The 12,022-nt window shown below is 62.1% G+C and carries 15 protein-coding genes; 3 read left to right on the top strand and 12 right to left on the bottom strand.

The window, feature by feature from the left end; translation table 11 throughout:
• Window positions 1–90: 90 nt before the first annotated feature.
• The 9 genes from BC363_RS25585 to BC363_RS25545 form a co-directional block, all read right to left on the bottom strand.
• A complete protein-coding gene (locus BC363_RS25585; protein ID WP_065779974.1) occupies window positions 91–852 on the bottom strand; it encodes an ABC transporter permease in 762 nt (253 codons plus the stop codon).
• Window positions 849–1,775: an ABC transporter ATP-binding protein gene (locus BC363_RS25580; protein ID WP_065779972.1), complete on the bottom strand. Its 927-nt coding sequence runs from the start codon at window positions 1,773–1,775 to the stop codon at window positions 849–851. The genes BC363_RS25585 and BC363_RS25580 overlap by 4 nt, the downstream gene beginning before the upstream one ends.
• 111 nt (window positions 1,776–1,886) lie before the next feature.
• Window positions 1,887–2,375 carry a YeeE/YedE family protein gene (locus BC363_RS25575; RefSeq protein WP_065779970.1) on the bottom strand — a complete coding sequence of 163 codons (489 nt, stop codon included), beginning with the start codon at window positions 2,373–2,375 and terminating at the stop codon, window positions 1,887–1,889.
• Window positions 2,372–2,779, bottom strand: coding sequence for a YeeE/YedE family protein (locus tag BC363_RS25570; RefSeq protein ID WP_065779968.1), 408 nt, complete (start codon window positions 2,777–2,779; stop codon window positions 2,372–2,374). The genes BC363_RS25575 and BC363_RS25570 overlap by 4 nt, the downstream gene beginning before the upstream one ends.
• Window positions 2,776–3,108 carry a metalloregulator ArsR/SmtB family transcription factor gene (locus BC363_RS25565; RefSeq protein ID WP_065779966.1) on the bottom strand — a complete coding sequence of 111 codons (333 nt, stop codon included), beginning with the start codon at window positions 3,106–3,108 and terminating at the stop codon, window positions 2,776–2,778. Before BC363_RS25565 ends, BC363_RS25570 begins: the two co-directional genes overlap by 4 nt.
• Window positions 3,109–3,385: 277 nt before the next feature.
• Window positions 3,386–3,652 carry a hypothetical protein gene (locus tag BC363_RS25560; protein WP_139110048.1) on the bottom strand — a complete coding sequence of 89 codons (267 nt, stop codon included), beginning with the start codon at window positions 3,650–3,652 and terminating at the stop codon, window positions 3,386–3,388.
• Window positions 3,653–3,845: 193 nt separating this feature from the next.
• The gene (locus tag BC363_RS25555) at window positions 3,846–5,099 is read right to left on the bottom strand and encodes an extensin family protein (RefSeq protein ID WP_065779962.1); all 1,254 of its coding nucleotides are present in this window, start codon (window positions 5,097–5,099) and stop codon (window positions 3,846–3,848) included.
• A gap of 383 nt (window positions 5,100–5,482) precedes the next feature.
• Window positions 5,483–6,034, bottom strand: coding sequence for a Kazal-type serine protease inhibitor domain-containing protein (locus BC363_RS25550; RefSeq protein ID WP_065779960.1), 552 nt, complete (start codon window positions 6,032–6,034; stop codon window positions 5,483–5,485).
• 391 nt (window positions 6,035–6,425) lie between these two features.
• Entirely contained in the window at window positions 6,426–8,240 is a 1,815-nt protein-coding gene (locus tag BC363_RS25545; RefSeq protein WP_065779958.1) for a methyl-accepting chemotaxis protein, read from the bottom strand.
• A gap of 214 nt (window positions 8,241–8,454) precedes the next feature.
• Here BC363_RS25545 and BC363_RS25540 point away from each other — a divergent pair, with 214 nt between their 5' ends.
• Together BC363_RS25540 and BC363_RS25535 are read left to right on the top strand one after the other, a co-directional pair.
• Window positions 8,455–8,841, top strand: a complete 387-nt coding sequence (locus BC363_RS25540) for an acyl-CoA thioesterase (protein ID WP_053251737.1) — start codon at window positions 8,455–8,457, stop codon at window positions 8,839–8,841.
• 11 nt (window positions 8,842–8,852) lie between these two features.
• Complete coding sequence (locus tag BC363_RS25535; protein WP_065779956.1) at window positions 8,853–9,443, top strand: hypothetical protein; 591 nt, start codon at window positions 8,853–8,855, stop codon at window positions 9,441–9,443.
• Window positions 9,444–9,471: 28 nt separating this feature from the next.
• Here BC363_RS25535 and BC363_RS25530 read toward each other — a convergent pair whose 3' ends face one another.
• Genes BC363_RS25530 through BC363_RS25520 form a run of 3 tightly spaced genes read right to left on the bottom strand, consistent with a single transcriptional unit; the run spans window position 9,472 to window position 10,909 of the window.
• Entirely contained in the window at window positions 9,472–10,113 is a 642-nt protein-coding gene (locus tag BC363_RS25530; protein WP_348272156.1) for a DUF1109 domain-containing protein, read from the bottom strand.
• Complete coding sequence (locus BC363_RS25525) at window positions 10,094–10,660, bottom strand: sigma-70 family RNA polymerase sigma factor (protein WP_065779954.1); 567 nt, start codon at window positions 10,658–10,660, stop codon at window positions 10,094–10,096. Before BC363_RS25525 ends, BC363_RS25530 begins: the two co-directional genes overlap by 20 nt.
• A gap of 6 nt (window positions 10,661–10,666) precedes the next feature.
• The gene (locus BC363_RS25520) at window positions 10,667–10,909 is read right to left on the bottom strand and encodes a hypothetical protein (protein ID WP_065793337.1); all 243 of its coding nucleotides are present in this window, start codon (window positions 10,907–10,909) and stop codon (window positions 10,667–10,669) included.
• Between the two features lie 96 nt (window positions 10,910–11,005).
• Here BC363_RS25520 and BC363_RS25515 point away from each other — a divergent pair, with 96 nt between their 5' ends.
• The gene (locus BC363_RS25515; RefSeq protein WP_065779952.1) at window positions 11,006–11,959 is read left to right on the top strand and encodes an aliphatic sulfonate ABC transporter substrate-binding protein; all 954 of its coding nucleotides are present in this window, start codon (window positions 11,006–11,008) and stop codon (window positions 11,957–11,959) included.
• Window positions 11,960–12,022 lie beyond the last annotated feature (63 nt).

Genomic DNA, 12,022 nt, shown 5'->3' with positions numbered 1-12,022 from the left:
CGCGTCGTCTGGACCTTGTTTCAGGCACTGATCGCCATTTTCCTGGTCGGCGCCGCCATCATCTACGGCACGGGTGACGGCTCACCGCCGTCAGTTCCGCAACCGGTAGCCGGTGCGGAAGATCCAGGCGAGCACAGACAGGCAGACCGTCAGGAACACCAGGATCATCGCCGCGCTGACGACCGGATTGACGTCGGACACTTCAAAGAAGCTCCAGCGGAAACCGCTGATGAGATAGAGCACCGGGTTGAAGTGGCTGACCGCCTGCCAGAACGGTGGCAGCATGTCGATCGAGTAGAAGCTGCCGCCAAGGAATACGAGCGGCGGGATGACCAGCATCGGGATCAGGTTCAGCTGCTCGAAGTCCTTGGCCCAGATGCCGATGATGAAGCCGAACAGGCTGAACGAAACGGCGGTCAACACGAAGAAGAAAATCATCGCCAAGGGATGGGCGATCGAAAGATCGACGAACAGCGAAGCCGTCAGAAGGATGATCGTGCCGATCATCACCCCCTTGGTCGCCGCCGCCCCGACATAACCGAGGACGATCTCGACCATCGACACCGGCGAGGACAGCACCTCGTAGATCGTGCCAGTGAATTTTGGGAAATAGATGCCGAAGGAGCCGTTGCCGATGCACTGGGTCAGGAGCGTCAGCATGATCAGGCCAGGCGTGATGAAGGCGCCATAGGAGACGCCATCGATCTCCTGGATGCGCGCGCCGATCGCCGCGCCGAAGACGATGAAATAGAGCGAGGTGGAAATGACCGGCGACACCACGCTCTGCAGCAGGGTGCGCCGCGTGCGCGCCATCTCGAAGAAGTAGATCGACTTGATCGCTTCGATGTTCATCGTCCTGCTCCCACGATCTCGACGAAAATATCCTCCAGCGAACTCTGCCGCGTGGAGATGTCCTTGAGGCGCACACCGGCTTCGGCGAGCGCCGCCAGCAGCGAGGTTATGCCCGTGCGCTCGGCGCTGGTGTCATAGTCGTAGATCAGACAATGACCATCGCCCTCTAGCGTCAGGTTGTAGGTCGAGAGCGTTTCGGGCACGGCTTCCAACGGATGCGACAGGTCGACACGCAGTTGCTTGCGCCCGAGCTTGCTCATCAGCGCCGTCTTGTCCTCCACCAGCAGGATCTCACCGCCATTGATGACGCCGATGCGGTCGGCGATCTCTTCCGCCTCTTCGATGTAGTGGGTCGTCAGGATGATCGTCACACCCGAGGCGCGCAGCCGTTCCACGACCTCCCACATGCTCTTGCGCAGGCTGACGTCGACACCGGCGGTCGGCTCGTCGAGGAAGAGCACGCGCGGTTCGTGCGACAGCGCCTTGGCGATCAGCACACGCCGCTTCATGCCGCCGGAAAGCTCGCGCAGCATGTTGTCCTTCTTGTCCCAGAGGGACAGGTCCTTCAGCACCTTCTCGATATGCGCCGGGTTCGGCTTCTTGCCGTGCAGGCCGCGCGAAAAGGTGACGGTGTTCCAGACCGTCTCGAAGGCATCCGTCGTCAGTTCCTGCGGCACCAGGCCGATCATCGACCGCGTCTCGCGAAAATCGCGCACGACGTCATGGCCGCCGACCACCACGCTGCCGCCACTCGGATTGACGATGCCGCAGATGATCGAGATCAGCGTGGTCTTGCCCGCCCCGTTCGGACCAAGCAGCGCCAGGATCTCGCCCTGCTCGATATCGAGGCTGACGCCTTTCAGCGCCTTGAAGCCCGAGGCATAGGTTTTCGAAAGATTGGAAACGGAAACGATAGGCGCCATGAAGCTGATCCGGATGCGGGGAGCGAAGTCGACAGGTCTCGCCTATATGGGCCGATTCATCGCGATTTGCAGCCCGCGGCCCGCAAAAAACAAGGTGACGGAGCGTCAACATCAGGGCAATCGGCCGCTTTCCAACCTGATCCGGTCATTCACCTGTCCTTGCGCACGAGGCCCCACGCGCGGCAATCGATCGTGCAGCACCATACCGGCAAGCATGGCGACCACAAAAAGGGCCGTCGCCGGCAGGCCGAGCGAAAGGGATGCGAGCGCCGGACCGGGGCAAAGGCCGACCAGACCCCAGCCAACGCCGAAGATCGCCGAGCCGATGATGAGCCGTCGGTCGATCACGCGGTTCGCGGGCAAATGAAAGGCATCGTCGAGCAACGGCCGCTGCATGCGCCGGGTCATGAGGACGCCGAGTGCTGAGACGGCCACCGCGCCGCCGAGCACGAAGGCAAGTGACGGATTCCAGTCGCGCGTGATGTCGAGAAAGGCGCGAACGCGGGCCGGATCCAGCATGCCGGAGAGCGACAGGCCAATTCCGAAGATGACGCCGGAGGCAAGCGTTGCCACCAGGCGCGAGAAGGCGCTGCCGTTCATTGGAGGAAACCTTGGAGATAGACGGTGGCGACGGCCGCGATCATGAAGGTGGCAACCGCCGCGACCGAGCGACGCGAAAGCCGGGCGAGACCGACGACGCCGTGACCGCTGGTGCAGCCTGAGCCCATGCGCGAGCCAAAACCGACAAGCAGCCCGCCAATCACCAACAGCGGCCAGGAGGACGTGACAGTAACCGCTGGCCAAGTGCCGGCGAAAAGACGGTAGATCACGGGACCCGCTATCAGGCCAAGAACAAAGACGATCCCGGTGGTGGCCTGGACCCCTTGCAACAGCCTTCCGGCAATTCCGCTGATACCGGCCACACGACCGTTGGCTACCATCAGGATCGCCGCCGAAAGCCCGATCAGCAGGCCTCCGGCAAGCGCATTCCAGTACTCATTCATGTTTTCTTGCCTTCGCGACAGAAGATTTGACAAAGCGCGCCCACGAGCCGGGCGACCTTATCATGGCTCAGGCGATAGAAAACCTGCTTGGCTTGGCGCCGCGTCGAAACGACGCCCGCATCGCGCAGCACGGTCAGTTGCTGTGACAGCGTCGGTTGGCGGATACCGAGCAATTCCTCCAGTGCCGCCACCGAATGTTCCCCTTCGAGAAGCGTGGTGACGATCAGCAGTCGGTTGCGATTGGCAAGCGTGCGCAGGATCTGTGAAACTTCGGTGGCATGCGCAGTCATGTCGGCGCGCATCCCTGGAAATCGCATTACAGTTCCCATGCCTTCCTCCTGTCGTGCCAAGGAGTGAGTGGAGCCCCGAAAATGACGCGTCCGGGACAAGCCCGGATTCTATCCATGATTGTTATATGAAGTAATATATTATGGTAATACTTATTCGCAAGCCAGACGACACACAAACGCGTTACCACCGACAGTCGGCCCGCACCGACGAGGACGATGAAAATCATATAGTAAATTCAGATTGTTACAATTGTAGGTCATCGGAAAGTAGCGCGCCAAAATTGGGCTAATTTCTGGAATCAACCAAGAGCAAGCGCTAAAACCTACGGTATAAAAACGACTTACACGCATAAGATGTATAAAAGCCATACATCAACCAGAATTTTGAAAATGCCGAATCCGCCTCGAGCTGGCGTCGGTCCATGGCATGGGCCGCCGCCACACCGAGCGGTGCAATCAGCCATATGATCGGAATGATCAGGCCAACGGCGATCGCGTTGATGAAACCGGTTGAAAGCGCCGGCAGGCTGGCGCGCGCCACCCGCTCCAATCGTGACGGTGAGAATCCGGCAAAGGAACGCAATATTGCCGCCGACGCGCCTGTTCTGTCACGAAACGGTGATGCTTTTCAATCAGTTTGGCGTCGCACGCGGCCCACCCGCCACGTGATTTGCACGCATCGCTTTAGTTCCGGAGACCCCTTATCCGGACATCGGCCGGCTCCCCGCCGGCCTCTTTTTTTGCCGGCTCACGATATGCGCGGTTCTGACGGCCCCTCAATCGCAATGGCGGTAGCCGGTCTTGCGTGTCCTCAGGTCGAAGTGGAAATGATCCTTGTGAAAGGGATCGCTGCCCGGGCCGAGGACCGTGTTGAAGTATTTGCAGCTGTCGGTGCGAACAGCCTTCAAAAGCCCCTTCTCGCGAAAGGCGAAGAAGCCCTTCTTGCGCACGTCGATTTCCTTGCCGTTCTTCAACACGAACTTGCCGACATCGATGGCGTTGCCATGCGCATGCTCGGACATCGGGTTGCCCCGGCGCGAGTTCATGGTGCGGCAGGAATAGCCGCCGAGCGGCTTGATCGTCTTGACGCCGGACCAGTAGCGATAGCGCGACGATGGCGCCAGCTCGTATTTCACCCATTTCGCAAAGGCCTCGGTCACTTCGCAGTTGAGCTTGACTGCGGGCTTGACGTCGATGCCGCCGGACAGGCCGCTGAGTTCGATCGGATAGTCGATGCCGCAGGAAGGGCCGTTGCTGATGCGCGGGATATCGCGGAACTCGACGCCGAGCTTGCGCAGGCGCTGGCGGCAGGCAATCTCCGAGCCCGGCATCTGACCGGTATATTGCCTCTCCGGCGTCGATAGCGGATTGCGCGCGCGTGGCAGCATCGCCACCTGCTGCGGTTCCTGGGCTCTCTGCATGGCCCTCTGCCGCTCGAAGGCGCGGGCGCGCTGCGCCTCTTCCGCTGAAATCTGTTCGGCGGTCAATGCAGGCAGATCCGGGTCGCCGCCAAGGCTCGCCTGGGCCTCATCTAAGGTCTGCGGCGGGCTGCCGAGCTGGCGGACATTGTCCTCGCCGATGCCACCGACGACGGGCTGGCTGGCATTGCCCTCGGCAATCTCGCTGCTCTGCTCCTCCGCCAGCCCGACCACCGGCTGCACGCCGAGCATCGCGTCCATGTTGACGCCTTCGGAAGGAATGGCGGTCGAGCCGGTATCGACCTGTTGGGCGCCGGAAAGGCTCGCCTCTTCGCTGTCGATCATCGGCAGGGCGCGGCGTGTCTGCTGGCGCGGCTCAACGGCCATTTCATTGCCACCGCCATTCCTGAAAGTCGAAACCGGCTCTCCGGAGGGATACGCCGCAACCTCCTGCTCCGGCACGGCATCGACCGGAACGGGCCTGATCGCGCCGACGCGTTCGCTGCCGTCGATGCGGGCCGAGGGCGTCAACACATCAGTCGTGCAGGCAACAAGCGAGATCGACAGCACGAACGCCGTCAATGGACGATGGAGAGAGGGAACATACGCCATACCGATTTGCCGCCTTCATCCCGCGTATAGGCCCGAAAATCGGTATCGATTTTCGAAAAGGCTCATACGCTCATTCAAAGTGCTAGAGCGACCTTAGCGCGTCCAAATGGACGCGCAGCGCTCTAGGGCGGTATCGAAGACACCGCCACGCCGCACCCACCCAACATCAAAACGGTGCAGTCCGCCTGTGTCGCGAGCCGGGCACGCCGCCGAAAAAGCCCGTTCTGGGGCGCATTTTAAGCAAACACGGTAAATGAAGCCTTGCGACATGCATCCAACATCCGGCAGGTCGACGGCTTCGCAATGCGCTGACGGCGCACAGCAAAATGGCCTGCGCAGATCGCTCTGCGCAGGCCCGTTTCACTTTTCCCGCTGACGCGTGATTAGCGGCACTCACCGGGGTGCACGATCCGGAAACCGGCGCCACCTGCCTCGCAGGAATTCGGGAAGGTCTGGATCCGGTTGCCGCGTTGGCCGCAGACCGGCGCATACTCGCGGGTGCAGAACTGGCCCTGCGGCGGGCGGTCGTCATCGCGGCGGCATTCGCCGGGCGCAACCACGCGGAAGCCATCAGCCCGCGCCATGCAGGCATTCGAGAACGTCTGCTGCTGGCGGCCGCGCTGGCCGCACACCGGAGCGTATTCACGCGTGCAGGCCTGCGGCTCCCGCTCCGGCGGACGGTAATCCGGCCGGCACTCGCCACGGTGGATGACGTTGAAGCCGTCGGCGCGCGCCTGGCACGAATTCGAGAAGGTGCGCATGCGGCTGCCCCGCGCGCCACAGACCGGCGCATATTCCATCGTGCACATCGGCGGACGGATCGGCCCCGGACCGGGTCTTGGCTCGTCAACCACGACGGTACACGCGGACAGAAATCCGAACGCCAGCAAAATAGCCGCCCCCGCCCGCGTAAAAAGAAGTCTGAGAAGCGCCATGAATATCCCCTCTAGCACAGGCAGACGGGCGACCCGGCGCCATGCCGCGTCATTCCACCTCCCGTTCAGCCGTATCTATCTCCATACACGGATTGGTCAAGCCCGCCCTTCGCCGGAGTGACCAACGGTTGAACGGAAGCCAAATCGTCAACGATTGGAGAAGGCCGAGCCGCCCCAGCGCACACCCGCGCTTCCGATCGGTTAGCTCGCGCCGCCTACTGCGTAATTCCTTAAATCGGATTCGATTTAGGGATAAATTATGCAGCAAGTTTAAAGTGTTACAGCGTCCCCAGCGTGTCATGTTTGACGCGCGGCGCTGTAAGCGCCGAAATGCCGAAAAGCCTGCGTGCTTCCGCACGCAGGCCTTCATTGATCGCCATGGCCGTTGCGTTCAGGCGGCGCGGCCGTAGGCCGTCTGCCGGGCCGTTTCCTGCAGCCGGAACTTCGTCAGCAACATCTTCAGTTCGCGGCTCTCGGCAGCGAGCGTCTGGCTTGCCGCCGTCGTCTCTTCCACCATTGCCGCGTTCTGCTGGGTCATCTGGTCCATGCTGTTGACGGCGGTATTCACTTCCGCCAGACCGGTCGCCTGTTCGCGGGCTGCGGTTGCGATCGAGGCAACCTGTTCGTTGACACGGTTGACCAGGGCTTCGATCTCCGTCAGCGCATCACCGGTCGAGCGGACAAGCTCGACGCCGGCGCCGACTTCGCGCACCGATGTTCCGATCAGTTCCTTGATCTCCTTGGCGGCACCGGCGGAGCGTTGCGCCAGTTCGCGCACCTCCTGTGCGACAACGGCAAAACCACGACCAGCCTCGCCTGCCCGCGCTGCCTCGACGCCGGCGTTCAGCGCCAGAAGATTGGTCTGGAAGGCGATTTCGTCGATCACGCCGATGATCTGGCTGATCCGACTCGACGACGCCTCGATCCGCCCCATGGCGTCGATGGCGTTGCGCACGATGCCGCCGGATTTTGCCGCACTCGCCTTGGTCTCGCTGACCATGCCGCGCGCTTCGTTGGCCCGGTCGGAGGAATGGCGCACCGTCGAGGTGATCTCGTCAAGCGCCGCGGCCGTCTCTTCCAGTGCCGCGGCCTGCTGTTCGGTGCGGCGCGACAGGTTGTTGGCCGCTTCCGAAATGTCGCCGGCGCTGGCGGTGACGATCTCGGTCGAATGCGAGATTGAACCGATGACGTCGCGAAGAGCTGCAACCGCCGTGTTGAAGTCCTGCCGCAGCTTACCGTATTCCGGGGCGATATGGCCGATTTCGGCCGTCAGATCACCGCTTGCGAGCAGCTCGAGCGCAGCGCCCACGATTTCCATCGCGTCGGCCTGTGCGTCAGCCGTTGCCCGCCGGCGCTGTTCGTTGCCGCGCCGCTCGGACTCCAGCCTGTCCTGCTGCTCGGCTTCGCGTGAGCGCAGCTCCAGCCGCTCGCGCACCGAGTCGCGCAGGACGACGAGCACCTTGGCCATCTGGCCGATCTCGTCGCCACGGTCGGTTTCCGGCACGTCGGATGACAGATCCTCATCGGCAATCGACCGCATCGACGCCTTCAGCTTCTCGACCGGTTTGACCACGCTGCGCACGATCGCCAGCGCCGCCATCAGGATCGCCAGCGCTGCAGCGAGAAGAATGCCGGCAACCTGCCAGGCGCGCTCGCGGAACATGGCTGTGAGATCGTCGGAATAGACGCCGGTGCCGACCACCCAGCCCCAGGGCTTGAAGCCGGCGACATGGGAGTATTTCAGCACCGGCTCGTCGGCGCCCGGCTTCGGCCAATAGTAATCGACGAAGCCCTGTCCGCTCTTTTCCACCGTCTTGACGAATTCGACGAAGAGGTGCTTGCCATTCGGATCCTTGTTGGCGGAAAGATCGCGGCCATCCATTTCCGGCTTGATCGGATGCATGATCATCGTCGGATGCATGTCGTTGATCCAGAAATAGCCGCTGCCCTGATAGCGCATCGCCTTGATCGCTTCGAGCGCACGCTTCTGCGCATCCTCGCGCGACAACGTGCCGGCAACCTCCTGTTTGTGGTAGGCGTCGAACACCGCAATGGCGTTCTCGTTCATTGCCGACAGCATCGCCTTGCGTTCGCCGACGAGCTTGTCCTGCGCTTGAAACAGACCGAAGGTCAGCGCCGCCGCCATGGTCAAAAGTGCGAACGCGACGAGCGCGTAAAGCCGCACCGAAATCCTGAATCGTTTCATCCCCTGTCCCCTGCCTCCAGTAGAAGCGTGCAGGATAGGGAGGGCTCTTTGCAAAGCCCCTAACAAACGATCCCTAATTTTGACAATTCTCAAATAATGCCTTCGAAAGGAATGAAGTTTGCGATCGCTGACCTGGCGCGATTTGTCGTCCGGCGCTCTTCCCTGACGAAGCAACCATGCGCTACATCTTTCCCGACACAGGGAGACAGGCCGCATGACCGCAGACAACAAACCGACCGGCGAGCTGACCTTGCGCACGCTCGCCATGCCCGCCGACGCCAATGCCGCCGGCGACATTTTCGGTGGCTGGGTCATGGCGCAGATGGACCTTTCCTGCGGTATTCGTGCTGCCGAGCGGGCCCGCGGCCGCGTGGTAACGGCGGCAGTCAAGGAAATGGCCTTCGCGCTGCCGGTCAAGATCGGCGATACGCTCTGCATCTACACCGATGTCGTCAAGGTCGGCCGGACCTCGATGACACTCAAGGTCGAGGCCTGGGCGCAGCGCTATCTCTCGCATTTGATGGAAAAGGTCACCGACGCGATCTTCGTCATGGTCGCGCTCGACGAGAACGGCAAGCCGAAGGCGGTACCGGACGAATAGGAGCAGCGTTCATGGACCCGACCCAGCCTGACCCGGCGATTTTCTCGCATATTCGCGTCGTCATGGGCATGGTCGTCAGTCTCAGCCTCGCCAGACTCCTGAGCGGGCTCGCGCTCTTCGTACAGCATCCGGGAAAGACCAGGGTGTACTGGATCCACCTCGGCTGGGTCCTGTTCATGTTCGTCTTCCTCGTGCATTTCTGGTGGTGGGAATTCCACCTCCATGCCCTGCCCGTTCTCGACGTGACCGTCTATCTCTTCGTCATCCTCTATTGCTGCGTCTTCTTCTTTCTTTGCGTGCTGCTGTTTCCGACGACACTGGAGGATTACAGCGACTACGAGCACTACTTCATGTCGCGGCGAAGCTGGTTCTTCGCCTTTCTGGCGCTTGCCTTTGCCGTCGACCTCTTCGACACCGCGCTCAAGGGAAAGGCCTATTTCGCGTCCTACGGGCCGGAATACCCGATGCGCAACGTGACCTACATCGTCCTGTGCCTGATCGCGGCCTGGACACCGAACCGGCGCTTTCACGCCGCGTTCCTCATCGGCGCGGTCACCTATCAATTGGTGTGGATGTACCGGGCATTCGACCTCCTGGATTGAGCGCGGTGGCCGAGGCCGGAGGCGTCGCCTACCAGCGCAGCCAGCGCCGCCCGATGAGGTAGCCGATCGTGGTCACCAGCAGCACGGCGATCGAGTACCAAACAGCCAGGAACAGCGGACTATCGTCCGGGCAGTGGAAGGCATAGAGCGAAGCGGCAATGGCGCCGGCGGCAAGACCGGCCGACGCACCGGCGAGACCGGGACTTTCAGGCGCACCGTTTTTCAGCACAAGCAGAAAACCGGCGAGCGGCGCCAGCGACAGGACAGGGATGAAGAACAGGCAGAAGGCGGCGTTCCTGCCGAGCATGCTCGCCGTCCACGCCTCCGAGGGCAGAACGGAAAGCTCGGAAGCGACAGCAATGGCAAGAAACACGAGGGGAACGGCGAGTTGAAGTCCGCGCGCCTTGAGCGACAGCCCCGGCCGGCCGACGATGAAGACCAGGCGGCAGGCGGCAGCGGCGAGAACCAGCGTGAAGCCGATCTTGAACAGGACGCGCGCCGTCTCGATGGCCGCTGCCAGGTTGGGACGCACACCCACTGTCGACAGGAGCACCAGAGCGGACACGACGACGCCGACCAGAAGGGCAATCGCCAGCATGCGGCCAAGCCGCATCCCGACGGGCGCATCCTCTGCCAACAGGCTGATCAAGTCATTCGTCTTCACGTGCATCACTCCGATAAAGGGCTGCCAGTGACTTCAACGCCCTGTGCAGCGCCACGCGCACTGCTCCTTCGCTCATCTTCAGTCGTTCGGCCGTCTCGCGCACCCCGGCACCCTCCAGCGAAATCGAGCGGACAATATCACGCTGCGGATCCTTCAGGCGCTCCAGCATGTGCTGCGCGTCCAGCCGATCCAACCCGTCGCTCTGCTCTTCCGCTTCCAATGTCGCAATCACGTCCTCGATCGGCACATTCACGTGTCGACCCCGCCGACGCAGGCTGTCGATCAGCTTGTTGCGCACGATCGCCGACAGCCATGGGCCGATCGGGCGATCCGGATCCCAGGTACCGCGCTTGAGGTGGACGGCCAGCAGGACCTCCTGCACCACGTCCTCCGCCTCGCTCGCCGGCGCCCCGAACTGGTCGCAGCGCCTGCGCGCCATGGCGCGCAGATGCGGCGTAACGGCGGAGAGAAAGCGGTGATAGGCCTGCGTGTCGCCTTTTATGGCGCTGCGCATCCACTCTGCCCATTCCTGGTCACGCGCCGAATACTTCACCCGACATCATCCTCTACGAACGAGGCACGCATTTTTGTTACCGGCACCGAAGAAATATTTCTGAATCGGCCGGAAGCCTCGCTTCGCCAGCGTTTTCCCCTGCAATCGAACAGACAGCAAGCGCACGGCACGAAAAAAATCGAAAAGCAGGATGTAACGACCAGCCAGCCGCCCGATCACCACAATGAGGATTATCCCCAAGCTGCCTGTCCTGCCGCAAAAGCGTTCCGCAAAGCGCGCCAACAACAAAACAAATAAACTCCATAAATTTTATATTCTTCTTTTACACTGATTCCAGTTCAGCGGACGGCGCCCTTCGCCCTCCAGCAAACAGGAGCGGGACAGATGTTCAAACTGACCAGACGGCTTTTCGGCACCGGCCTCTTCACCGCCGCGGTGCTCGCCTCCTTCGGCGTCATGGCCGAAGACCTTGGGGAATTCCGCATCGGCTTTCAAAAGACCGGCCTCCCCGTCGTCGCCCAGCAACAGAAGGTCATCGAGAAGGCGTTGGAGCCGAAAGGCATCGCCGTTTCCTGGGTGGAGTTCACCGCCGGGCCACCGCTGGTCGAGGCCTTGAACGTCGGCTCCATCGATGTCGGTTGGACCGGCGACGCGCCGCCGATCTTCGGCCAGGCGGCCGGCTCCTCGATCGTCTATGCCGCAGCGCTTCCTTCCAACGGCAAGGGCGAGGCGATCTTCGTCAAGCCGGGCTCGCCGATCCAGTCGCTCGCGGACCTGAAGGGCAAGAAGATCGGCGTCGGCAAGGGCACCAGCGCCCACAATCTCGTGGTCGCGGCACTGGAAAAGGCCGGCATCGGCTTTGGCGACGTCACCCCGGTCTATCTGAGCCCCGCCGATGCGGCAGCCGCTTTCGCCAGCGACAAGATCGACGCCTGGGCCGTCTGGGACCCGTTCTTCGCGATCGCAGAAACGCGCTACAAGCCGCGCATTCTGACGACATCGGCCGAGACCTTGGAGGTCAATACCTACTTCCTCGCCAACCGCGACTTCGCGGCCAGCCATGCAGAGACGGTCACCACGACGATTGCAGCCCTGAAGGAGGCCTCCGTCTGGGCTGACGCCAATCGCGACAAGGTGGCGGCCGCCTTGCATGAAGTGACCGGCGTGCCGCTCGAGGCGCAGACGATTGCGGCCAACCGCACCGTCTTTTCGATCGGCCCCATCAACGACGACATCGTCGCCGGCCAGCAGCAGACCGCCGATCGCTTCTTCAAGCTCGGGCTCATCCCCAAGCAGGTCACCATCTCCGATGCGGTCTGGAACGCACCGGGCAACTAATCCCTCTCCCTCCCAAGGCGAGAACCGGCCGGCGTCGGGACGGAAGTTTCGGCGCCGGCGCCG

It is taken from the genome of Ensifer sp. LC384 (assembly GCF_001695865.1).
GTDB lineage: Bacteria > Pseudomonadota > Alphaproteobacteria > Rhizobiales > Rhizobiaceae > Ensifer.
The sequence above is the reverse complement of the archived record's forward strand: the minus strand, read 5'-3'. Positions and strand labels throughout refer to the sequence as shown.